Genomic DNA, 22,754 nt, shown 5'->3' on the forward strand with positions numbered 1-22,754 from the left:
CGGCACAAGTTCCTGCACCCGGACCTGGCGCATCCACCCCGCCGCATACTCAATCGGAACCTTTTTATTCATCGGCGTGCCATCCGCATTGTACTTGGGATACTGATAGTCGTTCTCTGCCACTGCCAGTTCCCCGGTATAAACTTTTTCATACTCACCTGTCCCAGCTTCCACCGAAACCGTTCCTTTTCCCTCGTCTTTTCGATAAAAGCTCACGCCCTCCGGCAGCCCTGACACCACAATCTCATAAACTCCCTCTTTCGTGTCCTTTGACTCTGCCGAAAAGAAAATTTCATTCGTATCAGCTCCGCCATCGCCTGCCTGCTCTTCCCCATACATCTGCATGGAAATATGGGCATACCCTTCTCCCGGTTCCAGGGCCGCCGCCTCCAGATCCTGTCCCAGGTTTGTAACTGCGTGAAGTTTATTTCCAACCGAAAGTTCAAAGCCCTCGGATCGGCTTAATTCCTTGACATAATATTCCCCCATCAGAAGTGGGCGTCCAATCCAGGCATTCCCATTCTTTGACGTATTGTTATAATAAATCCGCTCCCAGGCTTTATCTGCCGTATAGTCATCGATCGCCGCATCTTGTGTATACAGATTTCCCGGCGCTTTCTTTCGCCATCCATCTGCTGCATCCGCAATCGACCCTTTCGAATAATCATAGGTTCGCCCCGGCGCCTCTGTACATGCCAGAAACGAGGCATCTCCATTTTTGTCTGTCGTCGCCACCGCCACCAGATGATTGGCCCGGTAAACTACCCCTGTTTTCCCATCCGGATGCAGCAGATCTTCTGCTGCAAACAAGCCATACACTGCGCCTTCCAGCGTTGCATCCCCCTGTGAGTCCCCAAGCGCATTGTAAGACTCATTTTCGCCCTTTTTCAGATCCAGATCCTTTTTATTGATATGTACCTCGCCCTCTGTCCGGTGATCGTAGATCCTCCAGGCATCTTTCTCGCCGTCTGCCCCATTGCAATGGCTGAAATTGCCAGCACTTCCCGGCTCTATCGCTGAACCCACACTCGCGGAAACAAGCGCCGATTCATAGGCAGGGAAAAATAGTGACTCTGCTGCCGAACCCGCCAGTGTTTCCGTTCTTTGTGACAACTGCGGATTTTGATACAACGAAGAAGGTGAATGCCAGCTTGTATAAAAACCTGCCTCGGTTGTCAATAAATCTGAGCCGGTTGCCATATATCGCCGAATACTTGCACGTTCCGCTTTTTCTGCTTCTTCTAAATCATCATCCGCTTCATCAATAAACACAAACCCTTTCTGGACACGATTTACCAGATGGTCCGAAATAGATACTTTCATCTCCGAGGCAGTTGCTTCCTTCTTCTCCTGTGTCAATTTTCTGCCTTTTTCATTTATGTCCTGTTTGTTTTCACTTGTCTTACTCCTATTTCTCCCCGCTTTGCTTCCTGTATCTTGCGGTTTTTCTCCTATCTCCGCCTCCGACGGTGTCCCTTTCCCCAGAAGCGCTGCATCCAATGCCGTAAACAGAACCACCCTCTGCGGCAAAACACGCATTTTTAACGGCCCTGGAAATACAGGACTCTTCCCCGCACTTTCTCCATTCTGATTTCCGGAAGCCTCTCCGATGCCCTGACTCCTTCTCACACTCTTCGTTCCCAGCACCACATCACGCGAATATCCGCCTCCAAAGGCTGCATTTGCCCCATGCTCAGATGCATCGGTTGTGATAATCTCAATTGGCAGGTCATCTGCATGTTCATCATGCAGAATATATCCATCCCGCGCTTTAAATTCTTTCCAGGTATAACTGTACTTCATGGAAATGAACTTCTCATACGTCTGCCCACAGTCCTCCTGGCAGCCAGACTTTGCATACGAAGTTTCCCCGTCTGCCCCTGTCGTCGGTCCCGCATCGGGTGTTTCTCCCTCGGAGCCGCCGTCTGACGCGATACCTTCTATCTCCCCTGCATCGACCTCCTCCATCATCCAGTGAAAATGGACGCCCTCAAAGTCTCCGCCCGCCTTTTCTTCACATTCCTCTTCGCACAAAAGCCAGCTATTTGCCAGGCGGATATTTTCTGCCTGCGCCGCCTCAATCTCATCCTCATTGATGACTTCTCCCTCTTCGTCCTCCTCTTCCTCTGGAACTGGTACAAAGGTCGGTGCCGGATGACCGTCACAGAACGTCTTGTCATAGTGATAACCATGCTCCACCGTCTGGGAGGCGTAGCCATCACCATCTGTTACCGCCGAACCCACTTGTCTGAAACCATCCCAGAGAACCGGCTCATCCTGATAATGGCTGGCATATGGTTCTCCGCCCTCATACAATTCGGCAGCTCCGTCCCGCTCAGTATTTACCCTGTTCTTATCGTCAAAGCGCTCAAAGAAGCCAAACCGCGCCCCTTCCAGCGCTTTCCCTGTCTCATGATCGTATTTATACATCTGCAGATTATAGGTGGAAGTAAAATCCTCTTCATGCCTAAATACCTCAAACTGAATGCCTCCCTGCTCCGGTATCGGGGTTGGAGCGCCCGCCAATGCAGCAAAATAATTGACCGGAACCACTCCGAGCTCCATCCATACCATCCGCTGATGAATCCACGGATCACTTTTGGCAGGCGTTCCGCCTCCGTGTGTCCCCGAACAGGTCACACACTCCCAGATTTGAAGCGACTGGTCAATCGCCTCCTCCGCCGAAGCATACCCCCCGCCGCCCGAAGCGTATGGGGTTCCTTCCACCCGGAAACGAATCAGGGCTTTCGACGGTTTTGGATTTGGATTTTTAAATATAATCTGCGAGTCGGTTTTTGTATATGTCCATCCATCGGTCGGAACCGGGCTGAATGAAACACCGTCATTGTTTGAAAATTCAAGCGGTACAGAACGGATAAAATCCCAATCCGAGCCATCCGGCGCAAACGACAGCGTCATAGTCGCCGCATCTACCTGTTTTGCCGTTCCCAGCGAGGTGCTGGAAGCTATCACATTTGGAATCTTTCCGCCGCCGACACCAGTATTTTCCTTTCCGCTGCCTCCGCCAGACAGCATTCCTCCCATTTGCATGTACGCCTCACTATTTGACGCAGCTGCCTCCAGCCACGGATATTTTGCCCGCACAGCTGGAACATAGAGGATTGTTTTCAGATCTTCCTCGGACACCATCTTGATAATTTCCGGTTTTCCCTGTGCTTTTGCTGCCACATTGATCGCCCGGATAAATGTATTTGCCTTTTCATCCCCCAGCGCTGCTCTGAGCGAGAGCATCGCCCAAAATACATATTTCTGTTCCTGACTGCTCAGCGGAACGGATGCCTGGGAGGGACGGTGTGCTTCATAGAGATCCCCTTTTTCTGCAATTCCCCAGATCGCATAACCGCCCTTATCGATACAATAAAGCTTGTGTCCCAGCAGCGTATCGCCATGGGCTGTCGTCAGTGTTGTCTGCTGACCGCTCGCAGGTGCCGCTTTCGCCGGAAAAACCGGGAATCCTGGCAAAAAAGCCATTCCTCCCAATATAATTGCCAGTACAAACGCCATCCCCCGTTTCACATTCTCTCTGTACCGATACTCCCCCATAAACTTCCTCCTCGTTTTTACTGCCCCGCGCCCCTTAACACCGGCAGTCCCTCGTTTTCTTTATTTTTCAGTTCCCCAAACTGATTTCAGCAGCGAGATAATCCCCTTTTCATACTCCTGTCTTGATATTTCCTGTCGTCCCCACTGTTCTTCTATCTGCCCCATCGGTGCCTGTATTTTCTCCCAGGCAGCCTCGGAAATCGTCCCTTCTCCCCGCATACTCAAGGTCAGCGCCAGCACATTGGCAAGACTGTCCGGATCCGCTTCATACTCCTTTCTTCTCTGCTCCCGCTCCTTATTCTCATAGCGGTAAAACTCCGTCTCAAAGTCAACCGGATATGTTTTCGCATTTGAAAATAGCGGCAGGCTGGAGGTCGGATCCGTCGCATACCACTGCGTGCCGATCCGCACCAGGCACGCATCATGGAGATATTCCGGCGTGTAGGTCACACACTCCAGCCCTACGATCTGGCATAGGAACTGAAATTCTTCCGCGAAATCCCGGCAGACGCCAACGCCTCCTTCCAAAACCGGGAAATCCTTTGCCTCTTCCGGCGAACCGTAATGATTCTGGTTAAAACCTCCCTCTCCGTTTGCAATCCGGTTATGCACATACAGAAGACGCGTTTTTTCATCCAAATGAATCCAGTCAAAACTATTGACAAATTTCTGCAGTTCTTCGACCGAAGCCCAGCTATAATTTGCTTTCGGTTCTCCCTTTGTATTCCACCCTGGATTTGCTTCCCCCGGATAACGGACTGCCTCTTTCAGGTAATATTCCGGATCGCTGATCTCTGGGTGCTGCTCTGAAAAAATACTTCCATTTCCATAAAAACTCATCTCTCCATTCTGCCACTCCCATCTCAGACTCTCTGTGTCCTTCCATTCACCACCATGCGTCCCCTGATTGCCCGCATAAGCACTGAAACCTCCGGCTGCGATCATGGCTGCTGCCAGCACGGCTGTACATCCCGATTTGTTGGTTGTTTTCTTATCCTGTTTCATTTTTTATACCCCCATTTTTTATTCTTTTCGTGTCATTCCACTTCATTTTCCTGTTTGCCTCTGTTTTCTTCTCTCCTCCTCTCTCAGCTTCTCGTCTGTACTATTCCGTCCAGCACCCAGGAACCATCCGCATTGACTAAATTCCCATCGGGGGTGTGCGTATTTCGATACAAACGTCCCCTCATTCCATCAGATTTTTCCTGAAAATAGTAACAATGAAACACTCCATCGCTTCCCGGCAGCCAGTTCCAGCCAGTCAGCATACGCCCCTGTGTTCCATCCATTTCCGTCCAGAGATAATATGTGTTTCCATCCACATCCGTATACCAGCCGTTCACCATCCTGCCATCTGCATCAAATCGGAACCAGTCAAACGTACTCTGCCCCTTTGCCGGATCGGCATATGGATTGTGGACAGCCGCCCATTCAGAAGCATAACTTCTACCGCCCGCTTCAAACTGCCAGCTTCCATCTGCATTCTTCCGCCAGTTTCCAGCTACTACATATTCCGGTATGGCTGCCGCATCCGCATTCTGCCCGGGGCCTGCCTGTCCTTCTGTCAGATTTCCAATACCCGCTCCTGTCAAATCACTGAACCCCGATGCCGGTCCGGTTGCATTCGCTGCACTGCTTCCCCCCTTTCCAGAAGAAGAGCCTCCACCCAAGCCGCCGCCCGAATGAGAACCTCCGCCCGAATGGGAACCTCCGCTGTATGTCTGATCGACCGCCTCATACTGAATTGTGACTGCCGCCCGGTCCGTGAAGCCACCATCCTCGGTTTTCACGGTCACATATGCCGTATGGCTGCCTGATTTTAAGTATTGACGGTCAAGCTCCTGTATCCAGGAAGCCGTCGTATTGACCGTCACGGTTCCATCCGATGATACATACAGCGAATCATCACTTGCCTGATATGTCACTTTCTGGTTAAACGCCTGCGCCGGAAATACCGACGCTGTCAGCTTTTTCGCACCGGTTCCCGTCCATGCCTCCACCGGACGATAACCTGCCCCCGTCCGGGTGCGTTTGATCTCGTATTGCAGCGTTTTCGGTATAAGGCTGATGCCTTCCACACAAATCTTCGATTCGTCCACTGTCCGGAAATCCACCTGTACTCTGCACGATGCCGTCTGCCGGTTTCCAAGCATATCATCGCCGATCACTGTCACCTTCGTCGTGCGGCTGCCGGAAGCTGTCTGTATTTCATACGGTGTATTCACATGTCTGCCCTGATCTGCCGCGATCAGATCCCGGATCCATTTTGCATCCTTTTTCGCCTGCACACCGGCAGACTTGTCCTCGCCGTCCACCGAAATCAGTGCTGCGTCACCGACAGTCCACGATATATCTTTCCGGTCAAAATAATCGGGTGTAAAAGACGCACTCAAGACCTGCGGTGCCGTAACCCGGATCGTTTCATCTGGATGTTTCCGATTTCCGTTTAATGTCCGCACCACCTCAAATTTCAACTGATCCTGATTTAGTGCCGCACCTTCATTGGCTACATAGGTCTGATCCTTGATCTGGAACGTAACCTCAATCCGCGCATTTCCCCGGCACGGCTTCCCATCAAAGCTCGCTGCCGGTTTCGTCTCTGCCGTCAGCACCGCTACGCCGCCGTTCTGATACCCTGCTCCGTATATGTCGCTTCCGATCGCATACTGGTATCCGCGGTCTGCCTGCTCTTTTTCCAGTTTCCGGACTATATCAGTGATAAACGAACTATTTAAATTTACCTGGACTGACGCGCTCTTTTTCGTATAACCACTTTCCTCATCGTCATTTGGAAGTAACGTAATCAAATCTGAATCATCGATACTCCAGCGCACCGATGCATCCGCCACATCATTATTCCGATCCACAATCGCCTGCACCGTCACCGGCTGCACCTGTGTTCCCGCCTGCAGATTTCCATGGATGTACGTCGCAATTAATTTTCCATTTCCATCCATCACGCGTGTGACTTTCGTCGGATGTTTCCGGTTTCCGGTCCGCTCCTGCACCACCTGGAATTTCGTCACGCCCGGCGTCAGCCCGACCGAAACTGCCACCTTTTTATAAACCGCTGACACCTGCGTATTTTCCTCCGGCATCGTAAAACAATACTCGCCGCCATTTACATAAGTAGTATCTTTCCGGCTCTTCCCACGCGTATACGTCGGAACTCCCTCCATCTGAAAGCGCGCTTTTTCCGCCTGCTTTGCCGAGGTGCTGACCGTCACCGTCTTTCCCGGTGCCACCGCACCGCGATGTTTTTTATCGAGTGTCCGGTAATACGCGCCATTTCCCCGTGCTTCCAGCACTGCCACATCGTAATAATTCGTTCCATTGGAGACGGTATCGACCTGCGGAATCGTAATCAGATAACCACGGACCGGGCGTCCCGCATCATTTGGTGCAAAATGGTCAAGATCGTACCCCACCGACTCCGCATCCATCTCCCCGCCCAGCTCTTCATCCACAATTGAGAGAATCCCCTGTTCCAGTTCTTCATAAAAATATCGCTCGTCCACATCCCGCGTGACACCGCCGGATACCAGCGTGAAGAAATTGTCCTTCGCGTGGGAATATCCGATGTGCGACGCGTATGTATACTGGTTATCATCTGAAATGCCGCTTCCACAGACATTGTTTGCGATTTTTGCCTCCGTATCCGCAAACAGGTACGCGATGTCATCCCCATATTTAAAATAATTAGCTGGTGCGCGGTATCCGATGAAGGTTCCTCTGTGTCCGGCAGCCCCGGTTCCTGACTGACCGATCATTCCCTCAAACCGCCCCACTTTCAAGTCTCCGCTGATTCGTTCTCCAACGAGTCCTCCGACATTCTGGCTGCCAGAACCGCCGATCGTGCCATTTACATAGGTATTGTAGAGAGCCGCCCCATTCTGAAGCCCCACGATTCCGCCGACAGTCGCATCCGTTCCCTGAATCCGCGAGGTACTGTTATCCCCGGTGCGGACCTGACAGTCAATGATACGAGAATCATCCGACGCTTCCCCGGCGATTCCGCCCGCAAGCGCCTGCGCTCCGGCTGCACGTCCCGTCGTTCGGACGGTTACCTGTGCCATTCCGTTTTCCACCGTGCTGCCTTCCATGTGCCCGATTATTCCACCGACCGCTCCGGTTCCTTCCACATCGCCTTTTACCTGACAATTAAAAATCTTGGAATCCTTCGCATTTCCTGCCAAAATTCCCACCTGACGCACTCCTTTGACCGGCTTTCCTGGTTCCAGCATCAGATTTCGGATCTCCGCCCCATCCAGCGCACCAAAGAATCCAACATTCGGCGAACTGCCTCCTGCAAACCGGAAATTTGAAATCTTATAACCGTTTCCATCCAGATTTGCCGTAAACGGGTGCGTCACCTCCCCTGAAAATTCCGAATCATCCCGGTAATAACCGATCGGATTCCAGTCCATTCCTCCCAGATCGATGTTCGCCGTCAGCTCAAACCATGCGCCCCGGTAATCCCCCACGATCTCTTCTTCCACCTCGCCATAATCCGGCTGCATGCCAAACGCCGCCAGGAAGCTAAGTCCCATCAGCTGATGTTTCGTGCGTATCTGATACGGTTTTTGTTTCGTTCCAAGTCCATGTGTTCCATCCAGAAAGCTCAAATCCGCCACATCCCAGTTTTCCCAGAGATTTCCGAGGCTGGCGCTGACGCTAACGCGCGGCATGATTAATTGTGAAGGAGTTGCCTCTATGACTTTGGAAGAACGTAATTCAGAGGGAGTTGCCCTCACATCCGCATTCATAAGCTCACTGGACGATGCAGCCAGTTTCTGCCATTCTTTCCGCCTTTTTATGGCATCGTCTGTATCATCCAACTTTTCCTTCCTTTCCGAAATAATCCCCAAATCCCAATCCTCAAACACAAACCCGCTCGCCGCAAACGCCGGCAGCGTCGCCGACAAAAGCATCGTCGTCATCACCGCAAATGGAATCACTTTTTTCATCTTCTTTTTCCCCATACACGTTCCCCTCTTTCCCCAAACATTAGATTGATTTCCCCTTGTCCAATCTCTTCTCCTAATCAAACTGCCAAACAGCTTCACTCCCGCTTTCCAAGCTCAACAAGTATTCTTTTTTACATCTGTGACAGTGCAAATGCCGGACGTACTCCATATGTCTCACTGTCCGTCCTCACCGGACGCAGACAGCCATTTACCAGATCAACGCCATAAATCTGCTGATTATAAATGAATTTCCCGTTTTCATCCTGCAAATAAAAAGGCGTCCGCAGATAATATCCCTGTGAATAGGCACTGATCTGACTTTGTGGGTTATCATCCCCGGAATCAAACCGCCATAGATATTCCCGGTACGCAAGTGCCTCTTCCAATGACAGGCAGAAAAGCTGGTCGTTCATAAGCTGAAAACCAATATCATGACGCGCCAGTTCCCGCCCGGACGTCTGCGAAAATGCACCAGCCGCCGTGCTTCCCATGTACGCGGTCTGGATTCCCGTATGGATCGGTTCCAGACAGAAGCTGCTGTTCTGACTGTTTTTCTGCAGCCATGCGCGCACCTGCGAAGTTTTATAATTATTGTCTTTGCCAAACGAGAAAATCTTCATCTTTTTTCCCGGTGCCGTGTCCACATCCGCCCGGATCACGCGGTCACAGAGAAACAGCGCTGCTTTCCGGTGTTCATTCTGCCAGTCATGGTAATCGTCGTCGATACAGGTAAATGACAAAATCTCTCCGCCCACCTCGCGCAGCTGGACATCGCCCTCCTTCCAGATCACTTTTTCGGGCATTTCACTTTCGCTCCAATCCACGCTTCCACAGCGGTCACAGATTTGATCTCCGTTTTCATCCATGTGCCCCAGCGCCGGAAGACGCTCTATCTTTTCTTTCTGACATCGTCCGCAGACATACACTGCCCGCCCATTCTTTAAGCAATCATTTTCCTCCCACTCCCATTGGCTCCACTGATGCGTACAAGTACGGTCATCCCAGTTTCTCCGCACCCGGATGCGCGTGATGATATATTCCTTTCCATCCACCGAAAAGGAATCCTCTTCCACCTCAGAATAAACTGCGTCGTATTCCACCCCGATTGTTTTTGCCGACGGTGTAAAATCCTGACCAATCAGATAAAATTCATGCCACGCTGCATCCCCGATCGCAGATACCAGATTCCGGATCCTGGCATCATTTTCCGACTGATTTTGAACGGTCAGACCGGAACCGCTGCCCGATACCGCCGCATCCTCGCGCCCAAATATGGCGCACTCCGCCTCCCATGCACTCTGTTTCCATCGTTCCAGGCGTTTCCGAAGCGCCAGCATGGCGGCATCCTCCTCTGCCCCTATTTCTGGAACCTTGCCGCCTCTTTCATATTTGATATAAATTTTTTCAGTTCCTGTTCCATACAATTCAAATATTTGCGGTGACTGTACCGCTGATTTCCAGATATGCCCGTCGCTCCCTATGATTTGCTCTGGGAAAGATACGTTCAGGGAAGTTCCTTCCAAAACTTTGCCCGTCTGCGTATGAAATATAAGATGATTTGCATTCTCAGCATCTATAAATGAGACGCTGTAGCCGACTATGACAGCTGTTTCTGCCTGTTTCACTGCATTTTCAGCTGCCAGCGCCATTCTACCGGATGAAAATATCAATATCAGTGATATTCCCAAAATGGTACCATTCCGGCAGCGACACCCTTTATGAGCCCCCATGTTTATTTTTAACAACTCAAACCTCCCCCCAAACCTTTTTCACATTCCTTTTCTTATCCTCTTTCGCAAGTTATATAAGGTTACTGTTCACGCATACGTGCCCAGTAACGGAATTTGCCGTGGCTTCGCATTTAAATACGGCAAATTCCTGCTGCCACCACGTTTTCTTACGGCACTTTCGGTTCCAAAAGTGCCTACCTGTGAACAGTAACGCCTGTTTCCCTGCCTCAATCACATGAACCGTATATAAGTTCTAATTTGATTCAAAACACACTCTCACTCTGAGTCAGACAGCGGTTCTTTCCGTCTATAAAAAGCTTTCATTTTGCATTGCATATATCATATAATATATTGCACATTTTTTATAACGATACAGTTATCCGATTCTCCCAAATTTTCCTAAATCATCGAATTCTGTGCGAAACGCACCTCACAAATTACCAGAATAAAAAGATAAATTAGAACGAAACCACCTGCGACCGCAGTTCATTTCGATAAGATATATTGAGTCTAACACATCTATTCTCTAAATGCAAGAACTCTTTTGGAATTTTCACAACGAAAAACGCCCGCCCCAGAAAATAAAATTCATATTCCAAATTTCATTTTCCAGAGCAGGCACTTTCCCACTAACTCATATATAAATTCCTATTTATTTTATCTCAGCCACATTCTCCCAAGGGTATCCCACATCAATGCCGATGCATCGAGAACGACGCCATATCATACGCCTTCAGGTTCTCATGTACTTCTCTTGCATCTGCCTCGGCGATGAGTTTGTCTCTCGACTTCTTCGCCTCCATCTCGGCTTTGTGCTTGCTCGGTCCGCCGACACAGCCGCCGACGCACGCCATACCCTCGATGAAGTCCTCCGGCAGACGTCCCACTTTCAGAAGAAGAAGGGCTTTCTTACACTCAGCCGCACCGTTGCAGCGCGCTACCTTGATATCGGTATTCTCACCAGACTCCTTCAGACATTCTAATACCGCCGCTGTTACACCGCCGCCGTTGCCGAAGCGTTTTCCAAATACACTGGCTTCCTGCATACTGTTCTCTTCCGGCTCCAGATTTACGTCTTTCGCCCGCATCATCGCACGGATCTCTCCGTAAGTCATCGCATAGTCCGCATTGCCCTGGATATTCAGATCCAGCGTCTCGCTCTTCTTCGCGATACACGGTCCGATAAAGACAGTGACAACCTCCGGATCCTGCGCCTTCAACATACGGGAGATCGCACACATCGGGGAAACCGTCGTGGACATATTGTCAAGCAGCTGTGGAAAATGCTGTTTGATCATGTTGACAAATGCCGGACAGCAGGAGGTCGTCATCTTCTTGCCCTCTTTGTAAGCTTCCGCCCACTCTTCTGCCTCGGCTGCCGCGGTCATATCGCCGCCCAGACCAACCTCGATCATATCTGCAAATCCAATCTTCTTTAAAGCTGTTTTCCAGCTTGCAAACGTGATGTCCGGTCCAAACTGACCTTCGGTCGCCGGTGCCAGCATCGCTACGACCTTTTTGCCTGCGTTGATCAGGCGGATCACATCGACCATGAAGGTCTTGGAACCGATCGCACCGAACGGGCAGGAATGGATGCAGGCGCCACACTGGATACATTTTTTCTCATCGATCACACATATACCATACTCATCGTAGGTAATCGCATCCACTGGGCAGACCTTCTTACACGGGCGCTCCAGATGGGCAATCGCATTGTATGGGCATGCCTGGGAACACTTTCCGCACTCGCGGCATTTATCTGGGTCGATGTGCGCCTTGGTATTTCCCATGCTGATCGCTCCAAACGGACAGGAGTTCTGGCAGGCTTTACCCATACATTTACGGCAGTTATCGGTGACTGTGTAGGACGCAATCGGGCACTCCTCACAGGCTGCATTGATAACCTGTACGACGTTGTTTGTATTGCGGTCAGACGGACATTTACCTTCTGCCAGACGGATTCTCTGGCGGACAATCTCTCTCTCCTTGTATACACAGCAGCGGTACTGTGCCTGCGGACCAGGGCTGATTTTGTACGGAATATCGTCTCTTCCGTCCTCTAACTGATCATTCCAGGCAAGCTTTGCTACCTCATAAAGTATCTCATGTTTGATGCGCAGAATTGTCGCGTCATTCGTTACCATGGTTTATCCTCCTTATTAATAATACGTTACCGTAACTTTCTTTCCCATACCTTCGACTGCTTCTTTTAGCTGTTTGACCAGGTTCTGGCGGATTCCCAGATCAAACGCCATCCCTGGATTCTGGTAGGCGCTGTTCGCCGCCGTTCCCACAAACATATGTAATTCCGTGCAGTCTTCTATCAAAATCTTCGCGATCATGGACGCACCATTTTTCTTGTCCAACTCGCTGAAAAACTCAGAACTTAAATCGCATTCGATCAGATAGCGTTTCAGAAGTTCGATCGCTTTCCGCAGCGTCAGGACTCCCTCCGTCACCAGATCGATGCCTTCCATAAAAGCGATCGGCGGAATATCCGGGTCGCTGTAATCCATTGATACCCGCAGCGGTCGTCCCAGCTCCCGCGACAGGATCGTCGCGCTGGTTCCGCCCGATACAATGTGCTTTGCCGACTCATCTTTCATAAAATCCGCCGTGATCGTCTCATCGTCGTTGCGGTCGAGCGGCGGTCCCGTCATCAGGTTGACCGGTTTGCGGTCAATGATCCGAGCTACCACAACCGTCGTATCATCGCCCGGTTTTCCCTCATAAATCTGGCTGCATTCCGCACAGAGTGCCGCCGCCATACGTGCCGACGAAAGAGAGGTCAGGCATTGTTCCGAAACAAACTCTGCCACCGACTCCCACGGCCAGCCAAATTTATATTTGCCGCTCTTTCCGACTCCCGCGTGCGTCACGCCGTCGCTGACAAGTACCAGCGCATCACCCTTCTGAACCTGGAACCGGCACTCGCTGATCTCCTTGTCCTTGACGAGACGCTTGTATTTCTGCAGCTCCACCACATGACCACAGCGCAAAAAAATGCATCGCGGGTTATCATATTCAACTAAATATACCTCGCCGTTGTTGAAAATCTGGAGAATTGAGAACGTCGCATACGCCACCTGTCTCGTCTGACAGATCGGAAGCGTCTGCACAATCGTCTCCACACATTCCTCCAGCGTGGCTCCATTTAAAAACATCGTACCCAGAATCTTTGCCGTCAGCGTCGAAAGAATATTCGCCTTGACGCCGCTTCCCATGCCGTCCGCCAGAATGATAACGTCCGAATCTTCCGTTTTCAGGCACTCTACCGTATCGCCGCACAGGATCTCTGAATACTTATTCAGACTTTTAAACGTGACATCTACGGTTACTCCCATTTATCGGACCTCACTTTCGCTCTCATCGTCAATCAGGGAACAAAGCTTCATCAGAGTTGTCTTCGTCTCCGCCGTCGTCTCACCCAGGAGTCCGGCAATATTCTGTGCAACCATCATCTGTTTGTAAATGACATTCTGTGCCAGATCAATGGTCGCCTTTTTCTTGGCATATTCCTGTTTTGCCTGTTTTTCCTCGCGCGTTACATCAATGATCGTGGCAATGACAAAATTGCCGTCATCGATATACGCAATGTTTTGAAGCGTCACAAGATTCCGATCCGGATAGATCACCTTCCGGCTGTGGACGCTTGTGTGCGTCCGGAATACCTCGCGTACATCCTCGGCGTTGATAAAGTCCTCCAGCGGTTTTCCCTTGATCGCCTCCGGTTTGACGCCGAAATACATTTCTGCCGCCACCGAACACTCCTGGATCCGCATATCATCGTCGATGATCATGATCAGGTTCGGGGACGTATCCATCACCAGATGAGACAGCGACTGCGCCCGGTCATGCAGGTACGGAATACACATATCGACCTCCGCCTTTTTCTGGAAAACAGCGATCGCCTTCTCCCGGCAGGTCGGATAACCGCACGCACCACAGTTTAATTCCTGCTCCGGCGTCATCTTGCCCGTCTTTTTCAAGATCTCCCGGATCTCTTCCTCGGTCGGAATCCGCTCCTTCTGGGAACGATCCACAAACGTCCGGTGAATCTCCACCTGGCGCGCCGCCTCATGCATCAGGGATAGATCTGCCGGTTCCTTCGGAAGCATCGCTTCCAGATCCAGCTTAACTTTAAAACTCGACACTGAGGTCGCCGTGGACGGTCCATTGACACAGCCTCCATGACAGGCGTTCATCTCGATGAAACAGCCAGCCACCTCGCCGGTTTTCATCGCCTCACAGACATCCAGGCAGTCCTTCACGCCGCTGACGTAGAACTTGCGGTACTTGTCCGGTTTCTTCTGGGTTGCCGTCACCGCCGTAAGCAGTCCGCCGCTGACCGGATAACGCAGATTCGCGCCCGGTTCACGATCTTCGAACGGTTCTTCCTCACATGCTTCGATCTCGATCTGTTCCTCTGACAGCCACTGTTTTAAATCCTCAAATGTGAGGACTGCATCGGGCTTCACAACCCTGTTTTTCTCTTTTTCCGCGATACACGGTCCGATCACGACTACCTTCGCCGCCTCGCCGAACTCCGCGTGCAGCATGCGCGTATGGATCCCCGACGGAATCAGCACCGGTGCCAGATATTTGATCAGTTCCGGATAATGAATCTCAATCAGGTTCACGATACTCGGACAGGCAGTTGTGATGATATTTTTCATCTCGCCCTGCTCTAATAAACGGACATACTCTTCCGTCGCCAGCGCGGCGCCCTCCGCCGCATCACAAACATTCGTAAATCCCAGCTTTTTTAATGCTGACTTGACCTGCCCCCGCGTTTTATACGGCAGAACCCCCATATAGGAAGACGACAGCGATGCAATAACCGGTGCGCCGCTCTCAATCAGCTTTTTGACCTTGGAAAGTTCGCTCGGAACACGTTTTGCCGACTGCGGGCAGTTCAAAAGGCACTGCCCACAGAGAATACAGCGATTTGGCATGATATATGCATGACCATCCCGGATCATGATTGATTTCACTTCGCAGCCCCGCACACATTTATAACAATGCTTACACATCGTCGCCTTAAAATCAATAATCGGCATAGACTCTCCCTCTCTTTTTGCCGTTATATGTAAACGATTACGCGTTCAGGCGTCCCAGAATCTCCTTCTGGAAAAATTCTTCAGTTGTCTCCGGTTTTACGGAATACAATTCTCCATCTACCGTCACACAGACACCTTTACGGCAGTTGCCGCTGCAGAAATCTCCATTTAAATCCACCTCACTGTCCAGATGATTCTCTGAAACCAGCTTCTGCAGCTTCTGGATTACCTCGCGGGATCCTTTCAGATGACAGGCACTTCCGATACAAATCGATACTCTCATATAATGACCTCCTCACTATCCGTTATAAAACAGACGCAGCCTTTCACCGGAGATTCCCGGTCAAAAAACTGTCTGTTCACATGCATCTTCCAGGGGAATTTACTAAAAATGCATCTTTCCCCATTCTTCTTCATTATCTCATATTGTGATATTATTATCAATCAAATTTCTTTCTGATTTTGTATTTTTTTTAGACCATAAGTGCCTGATTCCAAAACCTTTTCACTTTCTTTTCATCAGCTTATGACTCTCCCGGTGTTTTTTAGGAAAATAATCTTTTTATCGGGCACCTTGCACTGCTTTTCTATAATATTTCCATCTCCTCCATGTACGCCCGCAGCCTCTCCACATTCCCGTCCGCAAAACAGTAACCATCCATGCCGCAGCCCTTCGCGCTGTCGATGTTATCCTGACGGTCATCGATGAAAAAGCATTCTTCCGCTTTGAGATGAAATTTTTCAAACAATCTCTCATAGATCGCCGGATTCGGCTTCGCCAGCTTCTCCTCCGCTGAGACAAGCGTGCCATCAAAATATTCAATGCCCGGAATCTCATGCTCGAACACACGCAGGCGCACGGAACAATTCGAGCAGAGGTAGATGCCGAAGCCCTTTTCTTTCAGTTCCTTCACCAGCTCTCCCATCCCCGGCTTCGCCCAGATGTTGTACTCATGCCAGTGTTCCAGACTTTCCTTCGCCAGCCAGCGCAGATGTTCATTTGGCAGGCGTTTCTGCACCCGCTCCAGCGCCTGTGCATCCGTCAGCGTTCCCTCGTCTAAAAGCGACCACTCCTTCGACTCAAACAATTCGCGGCGCATCCACTCCACATCCTCCGGATTATCTGTGTACTCCCAGCACACCTTGACCGGATCATACTCCAGTAAAACCATTCCCATATCAAATACTATATTTCGAATCATACTTCTGCCTTTCTCTCATCCCGCAAATCTGCCGCCATTCCTGCGGCAGATGGAATTTTCAGTCCAAAAAATTCTCACCCGCAAGCAATCATAATCATTTATATTTTAACATAAATTTCTCATTTTTTTATTTCCATTTTCATAAATTAATGGTACAATAATAGAAAATTTTTCAGGAGGTACCGCTTATGAAAATGATTATCGCAATCATTGGCAGTGAGGACGCCGATGATTTAGTATATGAATTAAACCAGCACTCCTTCTTTGTCACCAAGCTTTCCACGATGGGCGGCTTTCTGAAAAAGAAAAGTACAACCCTGATGCTCGGTGTCGAAGATGAACGCGTCGAGGACGCCATCTCCATCATCAAAAAAATGTCCGGTGCCCGCGAGCAGCTTGTATACACGCCGCCGACCATGGCCGGAAACTGCTGCCCGACTGTCAATATGACCGTTCCGATGAACATGAAAGTCGGCGGAGCAACCGTATTTGTAATAAATGTAGAAGAATTTCAGAAATTCTAATTTTTTGATTTATATTACAAATCCGAATTACAAAAGGGGCTTTCGCTTGCGCGTCTGCCCCTTTTTGATTCATTTTATAGAAAAAGAAAAACTCCCGGAGAAATCATCTCTGGGAGTTCCACGCTGCACTCAGGTTCTGCAGCTAATCATGCAGAAGAAGGGACTTGAACCCTCATGATGTTGCCATCACACGGACCTGAACCGTGCGCGTCTGCCAATTCCGCCACTTCTGCGTAATTTCTAGTGCGGGCAACAGGACTTGAACCTGCACACTCTCGTACCAGAACCTAAATCTGGCGCGTCTGCCAATTCCGCCATGCCCGCTTGCTTGTCTTTCTGACTCACAAGTGAGTTTATTATAACATAGGGTAGTTCAAAATGGAAGAGTTTTTTTTATTTTTTTGAATTTTTTCGAAAGTTCTTTTAGAAAAAATGGGCGGCAAATTCATCGATACTGAAAGTCCGTGTGATCTTTCGTGTGATCCTTGTACCGAAAAGTGTGTACCTATAACGGAATATTTTGTTCCGCTTGAAATCTTAAAAACACAAAAAAGCCTTGAAAACAACGGAAAAACCAATGTTTTCAAGGCTTTCTCTATCATGGAGACAACGGGATTCGAACCCGCGACCTTTGCGTTGCGAACGCAACGCTCTCCCAGCTGAGCTATGTCCCCGTCCAAACTGTTATCATTATAGCACAACTGGAATGAATTGCAAGTAGAGAATAAAAAAAACGGAAACCCTTGTAAATCAAAGGCTTCCGTTCTTTTCTAGCAGAGCTGCTGACGGGAATCGGACCCGTGACCTCCGCACTACCAATGCGACGCACTACCGACTGTGCTACAGCAGCATCTTTTTGTTTTCGGCTCATCTCTAAGCCTCGATTAGTTTATCATGATACAATCGTTTTGTCAACGGTTTTTTTGAATTTTTTTTATTTTTTTAAATTTCCCGTTTTTTTCATCGGATGCCTCCGTTTTCATTCGCAGACATCCGATTCGCATTTCCTATCTTTTCATATTTCTATATGATTCCAACGAGGAGGGGAGTAGCGGAATCGGTTGCCCGATACCTTTCACTTACCCTACATCATTCTCTGACGCACAATCTCATATGCCAGCACGCCAGCTGCCACCGATGCGTTCAGGGAGTCGATATCTCCCTTCATCGGGATCGATGCGATGAAATCACATTTTTCCCGCACCAGACGGCTGACACCTTCGCCCTCATTGCCAATCACCAGACCGATCGGTCCTTTTAAGTCGAGGCGGTACATGCTCTCTCCTCCCATATCGGCACAGACAAACCAGAGTCCTCTCTCTTTCAGCTCCTCGATCGTGGCTGAAATATTGGTTACCTTCGCCACCGGCGTATAATTCAGCGCTCCCGCCGAGGTCTTCGCAACCGTCGATGTCAGTCCCACTGCGCGGCGTTTCGGGATGATCACGCCATGTGCGCCTGCCAGATTGGCAGTACGGATGATCGCACCCAGATTGTGCGGATCCTCAATGCCATCCAGAATAAAGAGAAACGGCGGCTCGCCTTTCTCTTCTGCCAGCTTTAGCATATCTTCCACCTCTGCATAGCGGTATGCCGCTGCCTGTGCAATCACGCCCTGATGCTTGCCGGTCTCAGAAAGCTGGTCGAGTCTCTCCTTCGCCACATAGTGGATGATCGTATTCTGCTTTTTTGCCTCTCTCGTGATCGTCTTGACCGGTCCATCCTGGCAACCATCCAGCACAAACAGCTTATCCACCGTCTTGCCCGAACGGAATGCCTCTAAAACGGCATTTCTGCCTTCGATCATCGTCTCTTCAAATCTATTTTCCTGCTTATTTTCCTGTTCCATCTATTTTCCTCATCATGATTTATAACGATATTTATAGCGTTTCCGGCGGTACTTCCGCACTCTCACTGTTATTTCTCGTTCTCTGCTTCCTGTAGCGCATGCGAATCTGTGGATGTTCCCTCTGCCTCCGCCAATTCTCCCATCTGTTCCAGCCCTTTTCCCAGAAGTTCTGCCATCCTGTCAAACTGCTCGGTCAGATAGAGATAGCCCATCAGCGCCTCAAATCCGGTCGCCATCCGGTAATCCTTCATCGTCGCGTGCTTCGGCATCGTAAAAGATTTCGCATTGCGTCCGCGTCGGTATGCCGCCTTCTCCGCATCCGTCAGCTCTTCCTCCAGAAGCAGATAAAAACGTGCCTGTGCGTCCGCCTTGACCAGGTTCGCCGTCTTCTTGTGCATCTTGTTGACCTGCATATTACCGCGGTTCATGACAAGGGTGCGGATCGCCAGCTCATAGACCGCATCGCCGATATACGCCAGCGCCAGCGGGGAATACTCCCCCGCCTCAACATGTTTTAAATGCAGCGCTTCCTTAAACGCATTTAAGCCCGTTTCCATTTGACGCCCTCTCTCGTATCTTCCAGAATAATTCCCATATCGAGAAGCTGTCCACGGATCTCATCTGCCAGTGCAAAATTCTTGTCTTTTCTCGCCTGCTGGCGTTTTGCGATCAAGTCTTCTACTTCGCTGTCCAGAATCTCTTTCTTCTTCTCCGTGATAATACCGAGCACATCGCAGAGTTTGTCCATCGTCTCTTTGACATAGGAAACGTATGCCTTCGTCGATGCTTCCGAAATCGTGGAGTTACTCAGGCGTACAATCTCAAAAATAGCTGAAATCGCATCTGCGGTGTTGAAATCATCGTCCATCGCCGTCTCGAACTTCTGAACCAACTCCTCGACTGCTGCCTGATTCTGCTTCTCCTCTGCCGTCATCTCGCCCTCTTTCGCTGCTTTCAGACAGTCTGCCTGATGCTCTGCCGCAGTGCGGATGCGCTCTAAGCTGTTTTTCGAAGCTTCCATCAAATCCGCGCTGAAATTGAGCGGGCTGCGGTACTGGGCGCTCAGCATGAAGAGACGCAGAACCTGCAAATCGTATTTCTCACTGATCTCACGCACGGTAAAGAAGTTTCCAAGAGATTTGGACATCTTGCGGTTATCAATATTTAAGAATGCGTTGTGCATCCAGTAGTTGGCAAAGGTCTTGCCGTTCGCGCACTCGCTCTGCGCGATCTCATTTTCATGGTGCGGGAAGATCAGATCCTCTCCGCCTGCATGGATATCGATGGACTCGCCAAGATATTTCTTGGACATCTCGGAGCACTCGATATGCCAGCCTGGACGGCCCTGGCACCACGGAGACTCCCAGAACGGCTCTCCTTCTTTTTTCGGTTTCCAGAGAACGAAATCGGTCGGATCTTCCTTGCCTTCCTCGCCGGTTACCTTGATCTCACGGAAGCCGGACTGCAGATCGTCCAGATTTTTATGGGACAGTTTTCCGTACTCTTTAAAGGATTTGGTGCGGAAATAAACCGTGCCGTCAGCTGCCACATACGCATGTCCTTTTTCGATCAGCGTATTGATCATCTCGATCATACCGCCGATCTCCTGAGTCGCCTGCGGATTCTTCGTCGCCGGTTTGACGTTCATCATCTCCATATCTTTTTTGCACTCTGCGATATAGCGCTTGGAGATCGTCTCCGCATCCACGCCCTCCTCGATGGCTTTCCTGATGATCTTGTCATCCACATCAGTAAAGTTAGATACATAGTTTACTTCGTATCCTTTGTACTCAAAATACCGGCGGACCGTATCAAATACGATCATCGGTCTTGCATTTCCAATATGAATAAAATTGTAAACGGTCGGTCCGCACACATACATCTTAACCTTGCCCGGTTCGATCGGCACAAACTCCTCTTTTCTGCGGGACAATGTGTTGAAAATTTTCATAACCTCATTACTCCTCTTCTATTTTAAATCTGCTTCCGGTGCTGCCTGACAGCCGCCACAGCCGCCGCATCCACCGCAAGCCGCTGCCTGCGTCATCATTTCACTATCATAACAGTAATTCTCCACTTCCGTCAACAGGGTAATCGCCTGTGAGGAAATGCCCTCGCCGCTGCCTGTAAAACCAAGTCCTTCTTCGGTCGTCGCCTTGACACTCACACGGCTGACCGGAAGCCCCAGCGCATCTGCAATATTTTCTGCCATCTGTGGGCGGTATGCAGCCAGCTTCGGGCGCTGCGCAATGATCGTGGCATCGATATTTTCAATCACATAGCCGCGTTCCTGCAGAAGTTTCCCTACATTTTTCAGAAGCTCGATGCTCGACGCACCCTCATATGCCGGATCCGTGTCCGGAAAATGCTGTCCGATGTCGCCCAGTGCCGCCGCCCCTAAGAGCGCATCCATCACCGCATGCACCAGCACATCCGCATCCGAATGTCCTAACAGCCCCTTCTCATACGGGATCGTCACGCCGCCTAAAATCAGTTCCCGATCCGGAACAAGTTTATGCACATCATATCCCTGTCCTATTCTCATCGTATTCCAGTTCCTTTCTTGGTCATTTTGTAACTGTCCGGACTGCCCGCAGTTACTTTATTTGATAAATTATTTTATACTTTTGAAAAATATACACTTATCCAACAATTTTTAATTTACGCTCAATACAGCGGACTTCCAGATTGCTCTGGTACTGACAGCTCTCGCCGTCCACGTGAACTGCCATCGGGCGTTCCGTGTAGATCTGGACCTCCCGGCAGCTGAAGCACCGAAGCCCCCGGTTGTGGGAGCGCCGGAACAACGCCCGGAGCAGGGTTCCAAGCACCTGCCGCTTCGAGGCATGGCTGACAATGCAGACCTCCAGGTTGCCGTCGCTGCTGTCCGCCTTCGGCGCAAACCAGAATCCGCCGCCCTCGCAGGGTTGAATCTGTGCACTGATAAAATAAATATAATTAAATTCCACCCGGCGCGTTCCATCGAGCAAAATATACCCCCGGATCGGTTTCGCCTTCAAATACTGTATAAATCCCAGTATCCGGTACGACAATCGCCGCAGATGAATCCGGTTGCAGATATTTTTGATCGCCGAACGCTGCATATGCTGGCATACTTCCGCATCCAGCCCGATCCCCGCGCTGACGATAAAACGCCGATGTCGGAGCACATCATCGCCGTATGCAATCACACCATAATCGATCTGCCGGATCCGCCGCGCCTTAAAAATCCGGCGCAGTCCGCGCATCGGTCTTCTCGAAAGCCGGAGCCCGCGCGCCAGATCACTGCCTGTCCCCACCGGAATATAGCCCAGCGTCACCATGTCGCAGGAAACGATTCCGTCCACGACCTCATTCATCGTCCCGTCACCGCCCACGACCACAATCACCCGTGCCTCCTTGCAGTGGGACGTCAGCTTCCTTGCATACTCTGTCGCCTGCCCCGCATATTCTGTCAAATATGCCTGATACTCAACCCCGTCCCGCACAAGCCGCTGCTCTATTTTCTCCCATATCTTATAGCCGCGGCCACTCTGTGAAGCGGGATTAATAATGAAATAATACATTACTCCATCCTCATATTTTGCCATAACGTCCCCTGCTTTCCGAAAATACAGAAACTCCCCTGCTGGGGCGTTATATTTTATCTTTTACCCTGCCAGAATACCTGTCACAGGATACAGCGCCATTACAATTTTGCATGAGATAAGTATACCATACTTCCTTTTAAATGATAAGAAAATTTCTATAAATTATTTTCTCAAAAGTGTTGACAATCTTGAAAATTTATATTATACTTGCAAAGCAATCGCAATTTGTGCGAGTGTCAGCGGGATCTTAGCTCAGCTGGGAGAGCAT

The 22,754-nt window shown here is 50.0% G+C and carries 14 protein-coding genes, 4 tRNA genes and 1 pseudogene; 1 reads left to right on the forward strand and 18 read right to left on the reverse strand.

Annotated features, from left to right (window positions below; all coding sequences use genetic code 11):
- The 9 genes and pseudogenes from QVO97_RS03265 to QVO97_RS03305 all read right to left on the reverse strand — a co-directional run.
- Positions 1-3,564, reverse strand: a pseudogene (locus QVO97_RS03265) (hypothetical protein); the annotation flags it as partial.
- A 60-nt stretch (positions 3,565-3,624) separates the two neighbouring features.
- On the reverse strand, positions 3,625-4,569 hold the full coding sequence (locus QVO97_RS03270; RefSeq protein WP_022358976.1) for a hypothetical protein: 945 nt from the start codon (positions 4,567-4,569) through the stop codon (positions 3,625-3,627).
- Positions 4,570-4,652: 83 nt separating this feature from the next.
- Positions 4,653-8,546 carry an Ig-like domain-containing protein gene (locus QVO97_RS03275; RefSeq protein ID WP_022358977.1) on the reverse strand — a complete coding sequence of 1,298 codons (3,894 nt, stop codon included), beginning with the start codon at positions 8,544-8,546 and terminating at the stop codon, positions 4,653-4,655.
- A gap of 116 nt (positions 8,547-8,662) precedes the next feature.
- Positions 8,663-9,955 carry a DUF6273 domain-containing protein gene (locus QVO97_RS03280; protein ID WP_288188783.1) on the reverse strand — a complete coding sequence of 431 codons (1,293 nt, stop codon included), beginning with the start codon at positions 9,953-9,955 and terminating at the stop codon, positions 8,663-8,665.
- A 998-nt stretch (positions 9,956-10,953) separates the two neighbouring features.
- Complete coding sequence (locus QVO97_RS03285; protein ID WP_022358979.1) at positions 10,954-12,405, reverse strand: 4Fe-4S dicluster domain-containing protein; 1,452 nt, start codon at positions 12,403-12,405, stop codon at positions 10,954-10,956.
- Between the two features lie 15 nt (positions 12,406-12,420).
- Positions 12,421-13,605 carry a SpoIIE family protein phosphatase gene (locus QVO97_RS03290; RefSeq protein ID WP_022358980.1) on the reverse strand — a complete coding sequence of 395 codons (1,185 nt, stop codon included), beginning with the start codon at positions 13,603-13,605 and terminating at the stop codon, positions 12,421-12,423.
- Positions 13,606-15,321 (reverse strand): [Fe-Fe] hydrogenase large subunit C-terminal domain-containing protein, encoded by a 1,716-nt coding sequence (locus tag QVO97_RS03295; RefSeq protein WP_022358981.1) that lies wholly within the window; start codon positions 15,319-15,321, stop codon positions 13,606-13,608.
- A 37-nt stretch (positions 15,322-15,358) separates the two neighbouring features.
- Entirely contained in the window at positions 15,359-15,604 is a 246-nt protein-coding gene (locus QVO97_RS03300) for a (2Fe-2S) ferredoxin domain-containing protein (protein ID WP_022358982.1), read from the reverse strand.
- A 304-nt stretch (positions 15,605-15,908) separates the two neighbouring features.
- The gene (locus QVO97_RS03305; RefSeq protein WP_022358983.1) at positions 15,909-16,523 is read right to left on the reverse strand and encodes an HAD family hydrolase; all 615 of its coding nucleotides are present in this window, start codon (positions 16,521-16,523) and stop codon (positions 15,909-15,911) included.
- A gap of 188 nt (positions 16,524-16,711) precedes the next feature.
- Between QVO97_RS03305 and QVO97_RS03310 the strand changes: the two genes are divergently transcribed.
- Entirely contained in the window at positions 16,712-17,047 is a 336-nt protein-coding gene (locus tag QVO97_RS03310) for a cyclic-di-AMP receptor (RefSeq protein ID WP_022358984.1), read from the forward strand.
- 149 nt (positions 17,048-17,196) lie between these two features.
- On the opposite strand, the gene QVO97_RS03315 is transcribed toward QVO97_RS03310, so the two are convergent.
- From QVO97_RS03315 to QVO97_RS03355, 9 genes are all read right to left on the reverse strand, one after another.
- Positions 17,197-17,280, reverse strand: a tRNA-Leu gene (locus QVO97_RS03315).
- A gap of 11 nt (positions 17,281-17,291) precedes the next feature.
- Positions 17,292-17,371, reverse strand: a tRNA-Leu gene (locus tag QVO97_RS03320).
- A 277-nt stretch (positions 17,372-17,648) separates the two neighbouring features.
- A tRNA-Ala gene (locus tag QVO97_RS03325) sits at positions 17,649-17,721 on the reverse strand.
- A 103-nt stretch (positions 17,722-17,824) separates the two neighbouring features.
- A tRNA-Thr gene (locus tag QVO97_RS03330) sits at positions 17,825-17,897 on the reverse strand.
- 234 nt (positions 17,898-18,131) lie between these two features.
- Positions 18,132-18,896, reverse strand: a complete 765-nt coding sequence (gene rlmB / locus QVO97_RS03335) for a 23S rRNA (guanosine(2251)-2'-O)-methyltransferase RlmB (protein WP_022358985.1) — start codon at positions 18,894-18,896, stop codon at positions 18,132-18,134.
- 68 nt (positions 18,897-18,964) lie between these two features.
- Positions 18,965-19,453, reverse strand: a complete 489-nt coding sequence (locus QVO97_RS03340; RefSeq protein ID WP_022358986.1) for a Mini-ribonuclease 3 — start codon at positions 19,451-19,453, stop codon at positions 18,965-18,967.
- On the reverse strand, positions 19,438-20,847 hold the full coding sequence (cysS, locus tag QVO97_RS03345; protein WP_022358987.1) for a cysteine--tRNA ligase: 1,410 nt from the start codon (positions 20,845-20,847) through the stop codon (positions 19,438-19,440). Before cysS ends, QVO97_RS03340 begins: the two co-directional genes overlap by 16 nt.
- Before the next feature lie 18 nt (positions 20,848-20,865).
- Positions 20,866-21,441 (reverse strand): 2-C-methyl-D-erythritol 2,4-cyclodiphosphate synthase, encoded by a 576-nt coding sequence (gene ispF / locus QVO97_RS03350; RefSeq protein ID WP_022358988.1) that lies wholly within the window; start codon positions 21,439-21,441, stop codon positions 20,866-20,868.
- Between the two features lie 97 nt (positions 21,442-21,538).
- Positions 21,539-22,486 (reverse strand): diacylglycerol/lipid kinase family protein, encoded by a 948-nt coding sequence (locus QVO97_RS03355; RefSeq protein ID WP_022358989.1) that lies wholly within the window; start codon positions 22,484-22,486, stop codon positions 21,539-21,541.
- Positions 22,487-22,754: the final 268 nt, after the last annotated feature.

Source organism: Clostridium sp. CAG:43 (genome assembly GCF_000434655.1).
Classification (GTDB): Bacteria; Bacillota; Clostridia; order Lachnospirales; family Lachnospiraceae; genus Otoolea; species Otoolea fessa.